This window comes from Sulfurospirillum multivorans DSM 12446 (assembly GCF_000568815.1).
Taxonomy (GTDB): Bacteria; Campylobacterota; Campylobacteria; order Campylobacterales; family Sulfurospirillaceae; genus Sulfurospirillum; species Sulfurospirillum multivorans.
Genome location: NZ_CP007201.1, coordinates 317,743 through 336,290, shown reverse-complemented (window position 1 = coordinate 336,290; position 18,548 = coordinate 317,743). Strand labels below are relative to the sequence as shown.

Genomic DNA, 18,548 nt, shown 5'->3' with positions numbered 1-18,548 from the left:
TCCTTAACCAAGATAAATTTGTCCTGCGTAAATGATGTAGTACCGCAACATCAAAACGCCTAAAATAACCACCATTGAGTTAATCACAACATATCCCACACGGTACACATGACTGCGCAAAGCGATAATGACCGTCAAAAGAGGAAGCCCAAGCCCCACACCAATGACTCCAAGCCAAAAGATACCTGCCCAAAACCCCTCTGTGAGTGCCATCTTAGCAGCACTTGGAGCGTCACCTCCTGCGTAAAACAGACCGATAAAAAAGAGCCCTAAAAGAGGAAGTTCCGTTAAAATAACCCTCGTATCGAGCACCAAAAGGTATTTGATGCTCTCTGCATTGATGGTGCTTTTAAAAAAGAGAAGTCCGATGAGAATGTTCACCGCAACGCCTGAGGAGAGACTTGAGGTTAAAAATAAAATCGGTAAAAGCGGGCTGTTCCACAGCGGAATCGCATACAAAGCTGAGAGTAAAAACCCCGTGTAGGAGCCTACACAAAGAGCGGCTGCGAAGAGAAAATACTCAATGATTTTCGCGTACGAATGAAAGCTTTTGACCAGATTGATCAAACTTTCCAGTGGGGCAAAAAACGGGTATTTGATCACACTGCGCTCAAAAACAAGCAGCATAAAGACTACTACGATGGGCGTGTAAATGAGTAAAAAAAGCACTCCCAAGCTCATAACAGAGGTGATATTGTAGCGAATCAGTAACCAATAAAACGAAAGAGGACGTCCTAAATCGATGACCAAAACAATTAACCCCAAGAAGATTGCCACAGGCGCTACGACAGAGCCCGCTTTGATCATCGCATCCCAAATGGAGGAGTTACTGCGCTCATGACGGTTCCATTTTACGAGCAACGCAACAATGATGGAGCCTGAGCTGAGTCCTGCTAAAAAGAGGTAAATCGCAATCGCCCATGACCAATGAATGGTACTGTACTGCTCCACACTTCCCCACATTGGACTCATGATTTCATCCCTTTGCGATTGGGTATAAACGCCACTTTGGGCTTTGTTCCAAGATGCGCTTTGGGAAACACCAGAACCTCTTTGTGCGATTTTTGATGCACGAGAGAATGTTTCTGTCGCATGTCGCCAAAACTCAGCGCATCGGTCGGACAGATGCTGACACACGCTGGACTTAGCTCTTTGGAAACACGTGTTTCGTAGCAAAAATTACACTTCTCCACGACGTTTTTCAAAGGGTTGATAAAACGTGCATGGTAAGGACAGGCGAGGATGCAGTATTTACATGTAATGCAAGAGCGCTCATCAATATGCACCAAACCATCTTTGCTCTGAAACGAGGCGTTGGTAGGACATACACTCACACACGGAGGATTTTCACACATCACACAACTGAGTCGCTCGTAATTCATCCCCAGATTGGGAAATTCGCCTTTGGTGTGAAGATGCACTTGCAATCTGTAAACCTCATCAGGTACGCTGTTTTCCACACGACACGCCACACTGCAGGCTTGACACCCGATGCAGAGGTTTTCATCGTAAAGCAGTCGATACTGTTTTTCCATTGTCGTGTCTCCTATGCCTTGATGATGTTCACACCAACATTGGTGATCATAGCGCCACAAAGCGGTGCAGACTCCAAGGAGAGAAACGTTGAAGGGTTTGTCCCTTTACCATGGGTTCGTTTCAGAGAAGGGGCGTCATGACCAAAGCCCATGTAGGCAAACAGTGTATCGGGTCGAATGCCCTCGGTGATAAAAACAGTCGCCTTCTCCTTAGCAATAGCGTTTTGAAGGTAAAAAGTATCGCCCATTTTCAGCCCATGCGCCTTTGCAGTTGAGGGGTGCATCCAGATGGGATTGGAAGAGAGGAGCATCGCAAGGTAGGGAACATTTTGCGTGTGCCCGTTGGTGTGCACCGCACTTTTGCCACTGGTGAGCACATAAGGAAATCCTTGTGTGACGTCCATATCAACACTTCTGGGTACTCCATAACCTTTAAACACTTTTTCGATCTCTTCGCAATAGATCTCAATTTTTCCTGAGGGTGTTTTAAGATGCTCCAAAAGATGTCCAAAACAGCCCTGTGCATCTACCCAAGCGCGACTTTTGGGGTAGCGTTCACAAAACCGTTCCACCAAAGAGGGTTCAAGCGCACAAAAATATGGCACATCAAACGACGCGACACCTCGTAAGAGCAAGGTTTGCAAAAGCTCCGCATTGCCTTTGGCTTGAAATGCTCGAAGCTCACTACTGTTTTTCCACGCGTAATGGCTTCCAAACCCCATGCGCTCAGCCAAATCTCGCATGATCTCAATCGCACTTTTATTCCCATGCAAAGGAGCGACGATACGGTTTCGCATGGCATACGTGGGAACTTTACATGTAAGCGTGCTAATGCCCTCATCGCGCTCCAAATAGGTGCACTCAGGCAAGATGACATCTGCCATCATCGCGGTGTCGGAGAGGTAAATATCGTTGACCACAATGAATTCGAGCTGCTCCATCGCCTCTTTCATCTTTTGCGGATCGGCGACGGTGATGAGCGGATTGTGACGGGTTAAAAACCATCCCTTAATTTCATACGGTTTTTGGGAGAGTATGGCTTCGGGAATTGCGGTTAAAACACCGTGTTGTTTTGAGACAAAACGGTAGGCTCCCTCTTCTCCTGCCCCATCGATGCGTGGTTCGTTAATCTGTGGACGAGGATATGGGTTATTTAATTCGGGAACAATACTCTCTTTTGCCAGTGCATTGACACGCTTTGCACTCTTTGTAAAATAGATGCCACCCTCTTTTTCCACATTGCCCATCAAAATATTGGCGATCAAAATTGCCCGCGATCGCTGATACTCTGCCTGCGTCGTAGTCGCTTTGTGCCCCCAATCAATAATACACCGAGGTGCTGCCGCGTACAGTTCGGAGGCGATACGCTCCACCATGTTGGCGTCAATACCGCTGAGTGTTTGTTGCCATTGAGGAGTTGTCTCTTTCACCGCATCCACCAAATTATCAAAGCCAATGGTGTACTGTTCAACAAAAGTGTGATCGAATTTGCCATCCCTGATCCATACATGTAAAAGCGCAAGAACAAACGCTAAATCACTGCCTGGCTTGATGGGATGCCACTCATCGGCTTTAGCTGCGATGATGGAAAAGCGAGGATCGAGCACGACCAATTTTTTAGAAGGATTGGCGCAAAAGTGTGCCATCGCTTTGGTGAGGGGAATGTCTAAGCCCTCAAAAAGGTTGTGCCCAAAGTTGAGAATGTAGTTAGCATTTTCAAAATCACGGTGAAGTTTTTCGCCAAAGGTCTGCGTAAACGCACTCTCAATGGCGATGGGACAGGAGCTCCAGTGGGAGAAGACATTGGGAGAGCCAAACGCAGAGGCGAAAGAGCGCAAAAGGTCGTAATGTTCGCCTGTTTTAGACGAAAAGATGACACTGCGAGCCCCATACCGCTCTTTTAGCGCAGAGAGTTTGGTGGAGACAAGGTTTAATGCCTCTTCCCAACTCGCTTCTCTCCACTTGTTTTCACCACGTTTTCCCACGCGAATCAAGGGACTCACAAGCCGTTGGGAATCATAAAGTTGAGAAGAGCCCGCAACCCCTTTGGCACACAAAGAAGTTCCCATCTCTTTAGCAAAGGCGTTTCCTTGAAGCAGGACGGTTTTGCCATTGATGACACGCGCTTCCATGGGGCACCTGCTACTGCACATCTCACAAATGGAGCGAACAAATTTATCTTCGCCCCGAAGTGCGACTTCGCCCAAAGCGCCCAAGCTTCCAGGTATCAAAACCGTTGCGGTTGCACCCGTTGTTGCTAGCTTTAAGAAGTCTCTTCGCGCTTGGAGATATGCCATACCTTACCCTTTCCTAGTTTAATACTATTGTACGATAATTTGACTTTAATGCGAAATAATGGGGCTTGGTTTGCTGAAAAGGTAGCCTTGCGAGAAGTTTACATGTAAACCTAAAAGCTTCTCTTGAATCGCTTCACGATCGACAAATTCAGCGACAATCGCATAGCCCATTTTGTGTGCAAACGAGATGATGGTCTCCACTGCCATCGCGCTGATCTCGTTCGTGTCAATATCTTTAATCAAAGAGCCATCAATCTTGATAATATCGACTTCAAGCTTTGCGAGGTAGGAAAAATTAGAATATCCTGTACCAAAGTCATCGATGGCGATGCGACATCCTAGCTGTTTGACTTCATGAATAAACGCGGTAATTTCACCAAAATTTTCAATGCCTTCAGACTCAACGATCTCTAATATAACGCGGTGTGCGCAGTTGTATTTTTTGATCGCTTCGTACAAACACTCTTTAACCGAAAGGGATAAAATATCGCCCTTGGTCAGGTTGATCGAAAAATCCACTTCAAAATCTTTGAGGTATTCAAACGATTTATAAATCATGATTTTGGTCAGCTTCTCATAAAGCCGTGTCTTTTTTGCTTGATCCAAGAAAAAATAAGGACTCAGATAACTACCATCCTCTTCTTGCAGACGCATCAGCACTTCGTATTTGGTGATTTTACGCAAAGTATTGTCGTAAATGCCTTGGAAAAAGGGAACGATACGGTCATTTTCAATCGCTGCACTGATCTTTTGGATGACTTGAAGGTTCTCTTCTGTTTTGGCTTTCAACGTTTGATGGATGTCGTAAAAGACCACCGCTTTATGCTCCACCTTTGCCGCTTTGAGCGCGACATGTGACTGCATGTAAATCGCATCGGAAATTCCCTCAGCAACCCCCACATTGAGCCTCACCACGACCTCATAGCCACCAATCGTAAAGACTTTTTTCTCGATATGGTGGATCATGCGTTTGATTTTATCGCGCACGCTGCGAAAACTTTTATGGTCTTGCTCCATCAGTAAAATGGCAAATTCATCACCGTTAATGCGAAAAACAGTATCAGGATGCCCATCAAAGGTCTCCACCAAAAAATGCGCCACTTGCTGTAAAAGTTCATCGCCGACGTCATACCCTAAATAGTCATTGATCTCCGAGAATTCGACTAAATTGAGCAAAATCAACAGCTTCGCACTCTCATCCAAACGCATGCGATGAAAAAGGGCTTCGCGATTTCCATACCCCGTAAGCTCGTCTTTAAAATGCTGTTCGATTAACTGCTCTTTCAAAATCAGATCGGTAATGTCAAAATGGGCACAAAAATACTCAAATGTAGCGCCATCTTCATCCAAAATAGGCATAACCGTAGCTTGCAAATAGCGTACACTTCCATTTTTAGTGACTATTTTAACGCTGTTTTTCCAAATCTTTTTCGCTTTTATGGTTTCCCATAACTGAATGTAAATCGCAGGATCGGCGTCGCTGGGTCTAAGCATGCGATGCGTTTTGCCTAAAAGTTCCTCTTTAGAGTAGCCTACCACCGTGCAAAAAGGCTCACTCACGTAGATCAGCTCTCCTTCTAAATTCATCTTGGAGACAATACAACACTCATCTAAAATCAGTTTATACTGACTTAAAAAATTAAGATTGACATCGAGTTCATGCTGCGTGGTGTTGACCAAATGGGTGAGAGATTTGAGTGTGGAGCAGTTAAGGGCTGGTTTTTCGCCCAAAGGATGGGTGATAATATAATCCGACTCACCCAGCGCCAACACCGTTGTGGTCACATTAAGCAGTTGGTTTTTATGGTGTGAGTGAAAAAATTCTCCGTAGGTAAAAAAGCCCGCTGTGGGAGCGATTTGCTGTAAGAGTCCAAATTCGTAATTGAGCTGTTTTGAGAGAAACAGTTTACGCGCACTGCACGAATAGACAAAAATAGCATCGCAGGGTTTTTCATTGATCTCATCTTGCATCACGATAGCTCTGTCGATAATCGCTTCCACATTGCCAATCGCAAAACGTACCTTTTCGCCCTCTTCAAAATGCCCCGCAAAGGTTAATGAACCATCAAGATTAGCGCTAATCAGAGAACGACACACATCGACATCATCCGAGATTTTGACAAACGAAAACTCCATCGCACTGCTCGGAAGATTTTGAATCGCATCGTTTCCTAAATAGTGCCGATAAACCTCTTGAATCGGTTGATGATCGATCTCGTAAATGGTTCCTTTATCGACCTTGGTAATGCTCAGTTCTTTGCCAACTTGCGTCCATGCAAGGGAGTAATTGGTGTTTACATGTAAACGTTTACCGCTTAGGGTTACGAGCACGATGCCTTTGGAAAAGATCTGCTTTTCGTAAATAACAAACGCGCTCTGGAAGAAAAAATCATCCGCAGCATTGCCACCACAAAGTGGCATATCGGCTCTTAGCGTATTAAATCCCTCCACAAAATCTTCGCTGTCATCCTCTCCAAAAGGATGCGCTAACGCAACACACACTTTGGTATCCTCTTCGAGAATCGTTGCAGCTGCTTTTTGCCCGCTTTCAAAGTTCACCGCTTCAAAATAATGCGCCTTGGCTCTGCTTTTTTCAAGCTGGCAAAAGCTGATTTGAAGGGTGCTGGCTTTGATGCGACCCGATTTAATTTCGCCTGCCGTACTCGCACCGATGATGACACATTTGGGAAAGGTTTTTTTGAGAAAATGGAGGATTTCGGTTATGATTGCTTTGTCTGTATTGCCGCAGAAAAGCTGGATAAAGAGATGTTCGTTCGGTCTGAAATAGGTTCGTGAAAAGTGCTCTAATGCCTCAAGTGTTTCATATGTATAATTAACTAACTTCACTCTGTTACCTTATTTTGAAGTCTTACATGTAAAAGGCCCTAATAAAAAATTATTATAAGAAGTATTTTACAAAGTGAAACATAAAAAGAAGGCAAGCCCCCTTAAAAAAGGGAGCTTTAGGATGAAAGCTTATCCTACGAAGGTTTGTCCTGCGTAGAGAATGTAAAGGCGTAAAAAGATAACACCGATAAGAACCACTACAGAGTTTAGTAAAATATAACCTACGCGGTACGCATGGTGTCTAAGCGCTGTAACGGCGATAAGAAGTGGCGTAGCAATACCCACACCGATCACACCGAACCAAAAAACAAAAGCCCAAATACCTGTTGTCATCGCTTGAATAGCAACCATCGCTTTATCGCCACCTTGAAAGTACATACCCACAAAGAGAGTAAAAAGAAGTAACAACTCCATTGGCACAACCCGAAGGTCGAGTTCAAGGAGGTACTTAGCATTTTTCTCGTTTACTTCTGATTTGAAGAAAAGAAGTCCAAAGAGAATAGACGCTGCCACACCCGATGAAAGACCGGAAGCCAAGAAAAGAATCGGCAATAACGGGGTATTAAACAACGGATAACTGTACATTGCTGAGAGCAAAAATCCTGTATAAATACCGATGATAACAGCAAACAAGAACAGTGTTCTCTCTAACCATGCAGGATTATCACCTATGCTATCGATAATGCCACGGAAAGGTTTGAGAAGTCCTGCAAACGGTCCTGTTTCAAACAACCACGGTTTAAATTTGATGGCTGTGTAGAGAAAACTGAGTGGAGTATAGATAAAAAGCGCTAAAACACCCAGTGTCATAACCGATCCAAAGTTATAATGAATCAACAATTTCCAAAAATGCAATGGTCGTGTAAGGTCGAAAATTAGCAAGAAAAGACCAAGACAAATTGTAAGAGGCGCAAGAATTGCTCCTGCTTTGATAAGACCATCCCAAGGAGGCTTGCCGTTACCCTCTATCCATTTAACGATTAACGACGTCATCGCCGCACCTGCTGAGAGACCTGCTAAGAAGAGATAGACCGCAATTGGCCAATGCCATACGAGTGTTGAGTATTGCTCCATTGAGCCCCATATCTGATTCATGATCTGATCCCTCCTTTGTGGTTTGGTACAATAAACATTTTTGGTTGAGTGCCTAAAGACTCTTTTTGACGATACGTTACGCGCTCTGAGAGTGCTTTATTGATCTTGCTTTTCGGATCATTCAGATCACCGAAAATAAGTGCGTCTGTTGGGCACACGGTGACACAGGCTGGCTCTTCACCTCTAGCCAATCGTGATTCATGGCAGAAAGTACATTTGTCAGGCGCTTTGGTAATTGGATGCACATAACGTGCTTGGTAAGGGCACGCTGCAACACAGTACAAACAGCCCACACATAAATCCACATCGACTAACACGATGCCCTCGTCATTGACATAAGACGCTTTAGTTGGGCAAACACTCACACACGGTGTGTTTTCACATTGGACACAGGATTGGCGGTGGTATTCATAGCCAAGCGTTCCATTAGGGTACTCTTCTTGTTTGACCCATACTTGTAAACGGTACACGGATTCTGGTATTTGATTTTCCGATCTACACGCAACATTGCACGCTTGACAGCCGATGCACAGATTGTTATCGTGGATCATTCCATATTTTTTTGCCATTGTTCTCTCCTCCCCTTACGCTTTTTTGACTTTGACGCCAACGACATGCAGGTTCATACCTGAATTTGGCGATACCAAAGGCGAATAAAGCGAATTGCTGTTAACACCTTTGCCGTAAGCTCGTTTGAGCTCTTTGCTGATGTGACCAAATCCGAAGTAAGCAAAGATCGTATCTTCTCTTACCCCTTTGGTGACAAGCGCTTTGCCTTTTTGAGTGCTGTATTTGTTATAAACATCGATCTTGTCACCATTTTTAATACCGAGACGTTCAGCAGTTTTTGGGTGAATCCACACCGCCGCATCGTCTAAAAGGTTGTTAAGCCATGCGTTGTTACCGTTGTGACTGTTTGAGCGCACCGCTGATTTACCATTAACGAAGTAGAGTTCATCCGCTTCTTTGTATTTATAAGGCTCATAGCTCAGAGCGCCTTTTTTAGAAACTTCTTCTAATCTTGGGCTGAAAAGTTTGATTTTATGAGGGAAGTCCATCGTGCCCTCTTCATTCACTTTGCTCGCAGCACTTGGGTATTTTTTCACAAACTCAGCCACACTCTTTTTCTCTTGAAGCATCAAAGGCACACCAAAGCTAGCACTTCCTGTCGCTTTAAGTTTTGCAAGAAGATCAATGTTATCGCCCACTTGTTGCAAACGATAATCTTCAATGTCTTTGTAAGGGAAATACGCACTGAGTCCCATTTTTTCAGCGAGCTCTTTAGCAATACGCCATGGTGCTCTACTCTCACCAATAGGCTCAACCACTTTTTGGCGACCGACCCCGTAACTTGGATTTTTGCTACCACTGGCAGTAAACTCTTCATCTCTCTCTAAATAGGTCGTATCTGGAAGCACGATGTCAGCAAACCATGCGGTATCAGAGACTTGAATATCTACAACCACCACCAAATCCATCGCTTTAATCGCTTTGATGACATGTTCCATATTGGATTGTGTCATAACAGGATTGTTACGTGCAATGAACCATCCGTGAAGTTTATACCCCACACCTGGAAGTTCTGTCAGTGTCGCATGAGGAATCAATGTGACAATACCCTCACCTTTGCCTGCAAGGAAAAATTCACTGTCTTTCTCGCCAATACGGTCAATGCGTGGTACTTCGACTTTTGGATACGCTGGTGTTTTTGGTTTTTTAAGTTTAAATGCTTTTGGATCACCCTCGCCAATAAATTGGTTGTAATAATCCGCTCCCTTAGAGAGGTAATAACCACCATCTCTCTCAACCGCACCAACAAGAACATTTATCATCATCATCGCACGGCGAAGCTCCAACTCTTGTGGTGTAAACGTAACTCTGTGACCAAAGTCAAAGATCGCTTTTGGAGCCGCTTTTGCAAACTCACGCGCTAAACGTTTGATGGTATCGGCTGGTATATCACATTCGGTTGCCATTTTTTCAGGTGTATACTCCGCAATACTCGCTTTAAGTTCTTCAAAGCCTTCGCAGTATTTTTCAACAAACTTTTTATCGTAAAGATTTTCATGGATCAGTGTGTGCATAAACGCTAAAACAAACGGAAGATCGTGCCCTGGTTTGATGGCATGCCATTCGGTTGACTTTGCCGCCATGACAGAGAGTCTTGGCTCCAAAGTTACCAGTTTTGCACCATTTGCAAGGGCATCCATGTATTGACGAGCGTAAGAGATAACGATGCCCTCAAAGACATTGTGACCCATATTGATGATGTATTTTGCTTTCGCAAAATCACGATTAGCGCCTGCGCCAAATACATCTTTACCCGCCATTCCATACGCCAATGGACAGGTCGCTTCATGACCAAAAAGGTTATGAGAGCCATACGCTTGTGCTAAATGGTGAAACCATGTTTTCGTCCAACCACTGCGTGCGGTAAATGCCACCGTATGCGCACCGTGTTTTTGCTTGATCTCATCCAGTTTTTTGGCAATGAAAGTGTATGCTTCGTCCCAACTGACCTCTTTCCACTTTCCTTCCCCACGCTCACCCACACGCATAATCGGTTTGACCAAACGTTGTGGATCATAGAGTTGATTAAACCCTGCACTACCACGAGCGCAGACTTTGCCACCTCGGCTTTTATCCGCAGGATTACCGCGAATAAACATTCCCTTCCCCTCTTCCACACGCGCTTCAATGGTACACGAACTCGTACACATCTCGCAAATACTCGGTGTAAACTTCGTTGTACCTTTGTATTGCTTTTTACTCTCTTCAATCGCCCCAAGAGTCCCTGGTATCGAAGAGAGACTTGCAACGGCCGCTGCAGTAGAAGAGAGTTTTAAAAATCCTCTTCGGCTAAGCATTTGAGTCATCTTTCATCCTTTTCATAAGATTTCATAGTGGTATCTTAGAAAAGCTATGTAAATTTTATGTAAACTTTAAAGACGACTTTTAAATACTTTTTTTGTAGAAGATTTTATATAAGTAGGCTTTTCATCGTGCTTCAGGGCACTCTATGACGTAAAAATAACGTAAATTTTGATGTTTTTACGTTTACATGTAAAGATACTTTGTTTAAAAAGAAGTCGTAAGCGTTACAAATAAAGCTTTTTTTCATAGAATAAAAAGGATGGTTGGTTTTTTGATACGTGAAAAATCTTTACATGTAAAGATTTGCAGACGAAATTTGGCTACAATTTAACGTATAAAATTGGCGTTTAATGGGGAAATGTTAAAAGTTTAGCATTGACCCCTATTTTCTGTTATTTTGCTACAATAATTTGTCTCAAAATGGTCAGATAAAATTTTTACATGTTAAAAATATAAAATGAGATGAGAATATAAAAAAGTAGCCTGTCACCATTAAGTTCCATTAATTCTTAATAAATGGAGGAATAACATGAATCTTGAAAAATATAATCGAAGTATAAAGTTGTTGTGTCCAACATGTGGTTGCTCTGATTTTTCGTATGATGAAGGAGTAGACGAAACTATTCAAATAATAACGTGTGCTTCATGTAAAAGAGAATTCAATAAAGACAAACTAATCCAAGAAAATAGTGAAAATATTCATGAGCATATTTCAGAGACGAAAGAAGAAATTGTGAACGATTTAACCAATGAACTGCAGAAGTCTTTAGAAAAGGCATTTTCTGGTAATAAAAATATTAGGTTTAAGTAATGCCAGTAGCTATTGATACAGGAGATATAATTGCCGGCTTAGCCTTTTTATTGTCTAGCTATGCAACTTGGCAAACAGTCAGCTTCAATAAAAAGCAGAAGTCACTTTTTGAAAGCCAAGAGAAACTGAACAAACTTTTATTAGAAAAAGAAAGTGAGGATTTACTTAAAGAGAAAAGAGCTGATCTCGGAGCATCTTTTATAAAATTAGGTAGTAGTAAGTATCGATTAAAAATATGGAATAAAGGTGCATCAACTGCAAGGAACGTGAGAATAGAGTTTCCAGAAGGAAACGATGTGGTCATTGATTCAGAAGTGACTGATAAATTTCCGATGGAGAGTTTGGAAAAATATCAGTCTGTTGAACTCATGACTGTAGTTTATATGCAAACAAGACCAAAGCATATCGTACGGCTTATTTGGGAAGATGATGCGCAAGCACATAATGAGAAGTTATCTTATCCAACACTGTAAAGAAAAAGGTTTTGAGATGAAGAAAGTACATAGGGGGTCAGGGCTAAACTTTTAACTTCTGCCTTTACATGTAAAGATTTTTTGATGCTCGCTTTCTATCATTTTATCACTCCAAACACCATAAGGATCGCGGTACGGCTCTTTTACATGTAACGATTTTGAAGCCGTAGAATGTGTGGCGACGACACCTTTGATGTCGCTGTTTTCATCATTGGCGACTTGCACGTCAAAGCCTGCGAGATTGAGTCCGATTTGGCTTACATGTAAAGTGGTTGAGGCGACCAAAATGCCATCAGGTTTAAGCAATTTTCGCAGGTTTTTGAAAAATTCTAAGGTGACGAGCGAAGCGTTATTACTCTCGATAAATGGGTCTAGAAAGATGACATCAAATGTCTCGCTCAAAAGCGTGACACCATAGCGCGCTTCGATAGTGTGGAAGTCAATCCTTGTAAAATCATCTTCGTAGGTTTTACATGTAAAAAGTGCGTTCAACATCTTTACATGTAAAGCATTGGGAACGATGGCAGATGCCGTTTGCAAGAGCATGCGATCTTGGTCGATGGTGTTTACATGTAAACGATTTTTGGCTAAGGTTTGGGCTAATTCTAACGCTTTAAATGTGGTGTAACCCATCCCAAAACCGATCTCTAAAAGGTTCACATCGCCTTTTTCAAGGCGTGCTTTGAGGTCTGATTTTTCAATAAAAAGCGTTTCGGCTTGTATGTACGCACCTGCTTTGGGATGGTAATAATCATGGTACGTTTCACTCCATAAAGTCGAACTTCCATCTTTTAGATCGATTTTTTGTGGTATTTCATAACTTTCTTCACGCTTAGATTCGACCAAATCGCCTTGTTTGATGCCACGATAGCGCATCGTTTGGGCAATGTATTCGCCAAATTGTCCTTTTGCCATGTGCCATTTGGGAGCGATGAGTTCATGTGTTGGCGTGTCGGTGGCAAGGCGCAAAATAGGAATGTGTGAAGGCGTCAAACGCAACAGCTCGATGAGCGCTTCGGCGTATTCGTACTCGCTTAAAAGCGCAAAAGGGTTTTGAGAAAATTCGCGCGCCAGATCGGTATTTTCGATGATATGCAAATTGTGAAATTTAATGCCATCAATGCCAGCGTCCACCAAGCCTTTCAGACTCTGTTTCCACATCTCTAAATTCTCATTAGGCAAGCCAATAATGAGATGCGCATAGACCTTCAAACCCTTTACATGTAAACGCTTAATTGCGTTCAGCGAACAAGCGGCATCGTGCCCTCGGTTCATGTGCGCTAAACTTGCATCGTGCAAAGTTTGCACGCCCAGTTCGACCACGACGTCTATTTTTTGGTTTAATTCACGCAAATACTCCAGCGTCGATTCACTGAGACAATCAGGACGTGTGCCTACATGTAACGCGCGAAAAGGGTAGAGCGACAGCAGTTTTTCATACGCCTCTTTTTGCATGACCAACGAGGCAAAAGTTCCTGTGTAAGCTTGAATGTAGAGTGCGAACGAAGAGGCTTTGTATCGTCTTCTAGCAAAAGAAATTGCTTTTTCTATCTGCTCTTCCACGCTTTTTGCATCCGCAATCTGCGCCGCACGCGCTCCGTGTTCGGGGCAAAAAGAGCAGCCTCCACTGCCATCACGTTCGCGATTAGGACAGCCAAACTCTAAATTGACAGGAATGCTAAAGAGTGCTTCGCCATAATGGGAGCGCATAAAGGCTTTGTGACTGAGGTAGGGGAGCATTATTTGGAAAAAATTTTGCGTATTTTAGTGAGTCCAAACTGCATACCGCTGAACATCATTACGCTTGCCATCTTTTTCCACATCGATTTTTCATAACATGGATCAGGGCATTTGCGACAACTCGGTTTATTTTCATGCGGACACTTTTTAAGCTTGCCATACGCGTAGAGAAAAAGCGTCTCGCACTCTTCGCAGATATGATAGGGAAGATCGCACAAGGACTCTTCTTTAAAACTCACCTGCAAAGCGCCCTTCTTTTTGGGAACATCGTGATGCTTTTTGTCGCAATGCAGTTGAATAAAACGGTGCAAGGTTTGCGTGTCGGAGATGAGTTTTTCTTTGGTCATGGAGGCTCTTTTCTGATTTTATACCGTATTATAAAGAAATAGTCTAAACCTAACGTTATTACAGCAAAGCAGTGTCAATTTTTAAAGCAGGGGTTGAAGTCTGTGGCAAACCGAAATTTGCCACAAGGTGTTTATTTTGCAGGAATAATGATCCCTTTGTAAGGGCCAAATTTGTGTTGGTGACGATTTTTGTCATCATTGTATGGTCCAATATCGCTATCAGCTGCTCTCACAACGGCATCAGGGAAATCTTTCTCTTTGTTGGCTTTAATTGGGCGTTCTTTGTCGTAGTTATTCATATAAGCAGCGACATCATAGGCTTGATCATCACTCAAAATTCTAGCATCGCTGGTAGCACCCAAAGGCATATTGGCGACAATCCAATCGGCTGATTTAATCAATCTAAACATACCAGCTCCTGTGTTATACGTGTCTTTTCCCCAGAGTGGCGGAAACTCATAGCCCATTGCTTTACCCTCACGTTTGACACCTTGACCATTATCACCATGACATGAAGCGCACATCTCTTTGTACACTTTTTCACCCGCAATCGGATCGGCCGCACGGCTCATGATGATTTTACGATCGACTTTCACCAAAGAGACGCCTTCAACTTTCGCGCCAATCGGTACGCCTTGACCTAACCAATACATATAAGAAACCATCGCTTTCATCTCTTTAGAGTTTTCAGGTAATGGTTTACCATTCATACTGCGTTGCATACACCCATTAATGCGCTCTTCAATATTACCGATCGTATTTTCACGTGGACGGTATTGTGGAAAATTCGCAAAAACACCCATAAAACCAGCAGAGTATTTTTTAGTTCCCGCGTCAAGATGGCAATTATTACAGGAAAGATTATTCCCTGCATAACGCATTTTAGGATCATTTACTTCAGGTCCAATGTATTTATAAGTCTCTTGAACTAAGGCTTTGCCGTAGCGCACATACTCACCAAACATATTGTTAGGAATCGTTTTTTCATCAGGCGCTTGCCAATCTTTCACCACAACAGGTTTAAAACCATGGTCACTTCGTTTAGCAAGTTCACCCACATCAAATGCAAAAAGCCCGCTTGCACCCAAAAAGAGTAGCGCTGTTCCAAGAATCGATACTTTTTTCATCTCTTATCTCCTTAAAATTTTCTATAACCACCATCATAGTTTTTTTCCGTCAATTTTTCGTCAATTTCCACTTCGCCCTTTTGAGCTATAATTCAAGTCATAATAGACTTCTTGCAAAATTCAATTTGCAAGAAGGAAAGCACCAAGGGTGCGCGGGCTTTCTGCCGAAGAAAACCCAGTGTTAACGTAGTTTTGAAAGCTTCGCTTTGAAAACGTGTAAAGAGTTCTCCAGAACTCTAATGATTTTAAAGGATTTCCCATCAAAACATTTCGTGCATTTGCACTCTTTTTTGGACTCTTTTTCGTCCTCATACTCACTCTTGGCTTTTTGATCTATCGCGCGAACCACAACCTTTACATCGAAGATGCCAAAAACAGTGTGGAGAGTGTGCTAGGACTGACCCAAGAGTTGATTTCCCATGAAAAACAACTCGCCCTTAGCATTGCACTGATGCTCTCTCAAAATGAGACACTCAAAGCGGGATACCTTAAAAATGATCGTGCGTTACTTTTTGAAACCTTACAGAGCGAAATTTCTAAAATCAAACAGTATCTGCACATTGAAACCCTTGAAGTACAACTCCATACCAAAGATGCTAGAGCCTATGTGCGAAGTTGGGATTTTGAAGGTTATGGTGATGATCTCTCCACGTTTCGCAAAGGCATAGCGCTCCTGCAACAAACTAAAATGCCCCTCGTTGCCATTGAACTTGGCAAACGCCTCAACATCAAAGCACTCTGCCCGATTTATGCTAAAAATGAGTTTATCGGCTCACTCGAAATCATCATCAGTTTTGATGAAGTCGCGCAAAAGCTGAACGCCAAAAAGATCAATTTTGTCATTTTAATGGATAAAGAGCTTTTAGAAATTGGCGAATGGATGAAAGAGCTGACCCAAATCGATAACTACGTCATCGTTAGTAACGGTTGCCCTAGTGGGTGCATCAACGCCCTTAGTTCCATCATCTCGACGTCTACGCTGGAGAAAGGGTTTGCGCGCTCTAACGATGCCCTCTTTGGCTTTACGCCGCTGTTTGACATTGAAGCCAAACAGGTCGGTTACATTGGAATCTGGTTTGGAGAGTCCTTGCTCAAAGAGTCGTTGCTCCTTCGAGCCTCATTGACACCTCGCGCGACCCCTTTACATGTAAAGACCTTGGAGCCTGCAATTGAAGACTCACAGAAACGTGAGGTGCTGATTCGATGAAAATTTTACTGCTGGAAGATGACCACACCTACAATGAAAGCATCAAAGACTCCTTAGAAGAGATGGGCTATGCAGTTGATGCCTTTGAAGATGGGCTTGTTGCACTTGATGCGCTCTTTGAAAAGCAGTACCATCTTGCCCTTTTGGACATTCGAGTTCCGCATCTGGACGGCTATGAAATCCTCAAAGAGATTCGCAAAGCAAAACTTGATCTACCGATCATTTTCATCACTTCGCTGACGGACATTAACAACCTCTCTTTGGGGTACGAGCTTGGCTGTAATGACTATCTGCGTAAACCTTTTTCACTCAAAGAGCTTCAGTACCGTGTCTCGCAAACGCTTAAAAGTTACCATCTGCATACGACACTCGATGTCATTCCCCTCACGCATGGTTTTTCCTACCATAGTGACGACCAAAGCCTTTGGTTTGAAGAGATGCAGGTCAATCTCAGCAATTATGAACGCAAATTGCTCTTTGTTTTGGTAAAAAATAGGGGCAATTTTATCTCCACAGAGCTCATCCACGAATACGTTTGGGAAGGCAAAGAAGTCGGTGATAATGACATACGCATGCTGATTAAAAAACTGCGCGACAAGACCGATAAGGACTTTATCATCACCGCGAAAGGTATAGGATACAAAATTGAAAAGTGAGACTAAAAATGCGTTTATTTTCGCCATCATTCTCACTTTTTTGACGCTCTTACTCGTCTCATTTCCCATTTTAAATTACCTCTCCGTTTCACTGCGCCTCAGCCAAGTCAATCAAGAGACGCAGCTGCGCAGTTATGCCAAAGAGATTGAAGCAACCATTCAAGGCATTTTGCCACTTCAAAAAACTTTCTTGTTTCCACGCTCCATCCTCTTTAAAAGTGCGCTTTTAGATGCCAACAACCGCATCGTTTTTTCACTGATCGAAGAGCCCATTCCAAGCTTTAGCGATGAATTTGTCACCAATGAGAACTCGCTTTTTTACAAACATCCTCTGGCTGCGAATGCGTTACATGTAAAGTATTTAATCGTGCAAAAAGAGATCTCGCATTCGCAAGTTATTTTTGATATTTTGGTCATTATTGGCGTCGTTTTGATGGGAATGTTGCTCTTTTCGTACCTGCTGTTAAAACTCTTGCTTAAACCCTACATCGAAACTTCCACGCGTATGAATCTCTTTTTCACCGATGTGATGCACGAACTTAAAACACCTTTGGGCATTATGCAGCTCAATATCGAAGGGCTGGTTCTAAAATACAAAGACAAACGCCTCGGTCGCACCCTTGCGGCACTCTCTACCCTTGCAACGTTATACGATGATTTGGAGTACCTCATCAAAAATAAAACGATCACCTACACAACCGAACTGCTCAATTTTTCAACGTTTTTAGAAGATCGCATTGCGTACTTTGAAGCTCTGAGCGCTTCAAAAGAGATTACGATTTGTTCACACATCGAGCCTCAGCTTTATGTGCGCATCAACCGCATTGAGCTTCAACGCATCATCGACAACAATCTGACCAATGCGATCAAATATTCGCCCACGCAAACCATCATCGAAGTCGCATTAAACTCAGACAACGACAGACTCTGTTTTAAAGTCAAAGATCAAGGGGTGGGAATTAAGGAGGTCGAGAAGATTTTTGAGCGCCATTACCGAGGTGACATCTATAAAGGTGGCTTTGGAATTGGGCTTAGTATTGTGAAAAGTATTTGTGATAAGTATGGTGTTGTGATTGAAGTGCAATCGGAAGAGAAAAAAGGAAGTGAATTTAGCTATTGGTTTAGAAAAGAGGAAAAGGAGGAGAAAATCTCCTCCTAAAAATTATAGTGCTGTTACGTTCTCAGCTTGTGGGCCTTTTGGACCTTCGCCTAGTTCATAAGTGACTTTTTGGCCTTCTGCCAAAGATACACGACCATAACCTGATCTATTTACTTGACGAAAGTGTACGAATACATCTTTTCCGCCATCGTTTGGTTGGATAAATCCAAAACCTTTTTCATTGTTAAACCATTTAACGGTTCCCTCTAATAAAGCCATTCTATGCTCCTGTTATAAGATCGAAAAGTAGAAAATTGAGTATTTTTGGAGTATTTTAGGATGCTAACTAAAGGTCACGTATCAAAAAACTACCAAAGATGAACTCGAACCTCATCTTTCTAGGAAAATAGTGTATCTTATTTTTTAAAATAAAGCAAATT

General features: G+C 42.8%; 16 protein-coding genes. 5 read left to right on the top strand and 11 right to left on the bottom strand.

What is annotated here, in order from left to right; all coding sequences use genetic code 11:
• Positions 1-3: 3 nt before the first annotated feature.
• The 7 genes from nrfD (SMUL_RS01740) to phsA (SMUL_RS01710) form a co-directional block, all read right to left on the bottom strand.
• The gene (gene nrfD, locus SMUL_RS01740; protein ID WP_025343544.1) at positions 4-972 is read right to left on the bottom strand and encodes an NrfD/PsrC family molybdoenzyme membrane anchor subunit; all 969 of its coding nucleotides are present in this window, start codon (positions 970-972) and stop codon (positions 4-6) included.
• Complete coding sequence (locus SMUL_RS01735; RefSeq protein WP_025343543.1) at positions 969-1,535, bottom strand: 4Fe-4S dicluster domain-containing protein; 567 nt, start codon at positions 1,533-1,535, stop codon at positions 969-971. The genes nrfD (SMUL_RS01740) and SMUL_RS01735 overlap by 4 nt, the downstream gene beginning before the upstream one ends.
• An 11-nt stretch (positions 1,536-1,546) precedes the next feature.
• Positions 1,547-3,832, bottom strand: a complete 2,286-nt coding sequence (phsA, locus tag SMUL_RS01730; RefSeq protein WP_025343542.1) for a thiosulfate reductase PhsA — start codon at positions 3,830-3,832, stop codon at positions 1,547-1,549.
• Between the two features lie 45 nt (positions 3,833-3,877).
• Positions 3,878-6,679, bottom strand: a complete 2,802-nt coding sequence (locus SMUL_RS01725; RefSeq protein WP_025343541.1) for an EAL domain-containing protein — start codon at positions 6,677-6,679, stop codon at positions 3,878-3,880.
• Between the two features lie 129 nt (positions 6,680-6,808).
• Positions 6,809-7,774: an NrfD/PsrC family molybdoenzyme membrane anchor subunit gene (gene nrfD, locus SMUL_RS01720; RefSeq protein ID WP_025343540.1), complete on the bottom strand. Its 966-nt coding sequence runs from the start codon at positions 7,772-7,774 to the stop codon at positions 6,809-6,811.
• A complete protein-coding gene (locus SMUL_RS01715; protein ID WP_025343539.1) occupies positions 7,771-8,343 on the bottom strand; it encodes a 4Fe-4S dicluster domain-containing protein in 573 nt (190 codons plus the stop codon). The genes nrfD (SMUL_RS01720) and SMUL_RS01715 overlap by 4 nt, the downstream gene beginning before the upstream one ends.
• A gap of 15 nt (positions 8,344-8,358) precedes the next feature.
• The gene (gene phsA / locus SMUL_RS01710) at positions 8,359-10,650 is read right to left on the bottom strand and encodes a thiosulfate reductase PhsA (RefSeq protein WP_025343538.1); all 2,292 of its coding nucleotides are present in this window, start codon (positions 10,648-10,650) and stop codon (positions 8,359-8,361) included.
• A gap of 527 nt (positions 10,651-11,177) precedes the next feature.
• On the opposite strand from phsA (SMUL_RS01710), the gene SMUL_RS01705 reads away from it, so the two are divergent.
• Positions 11,178-11,459, top strand: coding sequence for an ECs_2282 family putative zinc-binding protein (locus SMUL_RS01705; protein WP_025343537.1), 282 nt, complete (start codon positions 11,178-11,180; stop codon positions 11,457-11,459).
• On the top strand, positions 11,459-11,932 hold the full coding sequence (locus SMUL_RS01700; protein WP_025343536.1) for a hypothetical protein: 474 nt from the start codon (positions 11,459-11,461) through the stop codon (positions 11,930-11,932). The genes SMUL_RS01705 and SMUL_RS01700 overlap by 1 nt, the downstream gene beginning before the upstream one ends.
• Positions 11,933-11,983: 51 nt before the next feature.
• Here SMUL_RS01700 and SMUL_RS01695 read toward each other — a convergent pair whose 3' ends face one another.
• From SMUL_RS01695 to SMUL_RS01685, 3 genes are all read right to left on the bottom strand, one after another.
• Positions 11,984-13,642 carry a TIGR01212 family radical SAM protein gene (locus SMUL_RS01695; RefSeq protein ID WP_223809747.1) on the bottom strand — a complete coding sequence of 553 codons (1,659 nt, stop codon included), beginning with the start codon at positions 13,640-13,642 and terminating at the stop codon, positions 11,984-11,986.
• Positions 13,643-13,671: 29 nt separating this feature from the next.
• Positions 13,672-14,019 (bottom strand): nitrous oxide-stimulated promoter family protein, encoded by a 348-nt coding sequence (locus SMUL_RS01690; RefSeq protein WP_025343534.1) that lies wholly within the window; start codon positions 14,017-14,019, stop codon positions 13,672-13,674.
• A gap of 131 nt (positions 14,020-14,150) precedes the next feature.
• Positions 14,151-15,146 (bottom strand): c-type cytochrome, encoded by a 996-nt coding sequence (locus SMUL_RS01685; protein ID WP_025343533.1) that lies wholly within the window; start codon positions 15,144-15,146, stop codon positions 14,151-14,153.
• Positions 15,147-15,474: 328 nt separating this feature from the next.
• On the opposite strand from SMUL_RS01685, the gene SMUL_RS01680 reads away from it, so the two are divergent.
• Genes SMUL_RS01680 through SMUL_RS01670 form a run of 3 tightly spaced genes read left to right on the top strand, consistent with a single transcriptional unit; the run spans position 15,475 to position 18,168 of the window.
• The gene (locus tag SMUL_RS01680; protein ID WP_025343531.1) at positions 15,475-16,353 is read left to right on the top strand and encodes a cache domain-containing protein; all 879 of its coding nucleotides are present in this window, start codon (positions 15,475-15,477) and stop codon (positions 16,351-16,353) included.
• The gene (locus SMUL_RS01675; RefSeq protein WP_025343530.1) at positions 16,350-17,009 is read left to right on the top strand and encodes a response regulator transcription factor; all 660 of its coding nucleotides are present in this window, start codon (positions 16,350-16,352) and stop codon (positions 17,007-17,009) included. Before SMUL_RS01680 ends, SMUL_RS01675 begins: the two co-directional genes overlap by 4 nt.
• The gene (locus tag SMUL_RS01670) at positions 16,999-18,168 is read left to right on the top strand and encodes a sensor histidine kinase (protein ID WP_025343529.1); all 1,170 of its coding nucleotides are present in this window, start codon (positions 16,999-17,001) and stop codon (positions 18,166-18,168) included. Before SMUL_RS01675 ends, SMUL_RS01670 begins: the two co-directional genes overlap by 11 nt.
• A gap of 3 nt (positions 18,169-18,171) precedes the next feature.
• Here the strand turns inward: SMUL_RS01670 and SMUL_RS01665 are convergent, their stop codons facing one another.
• Complete coding sequence (locus SMUL_RS01665) at positions 18,172-18,387, bottom strand: cold-shock protein (RefSeq protein ID WP_025343528.1); 216 nt, start codon at positions 18,385-18,387, stop codon at positions 18,172-18,174.
• Positions 18,388-18,548 lie beyond the last annotated feature (161 nt).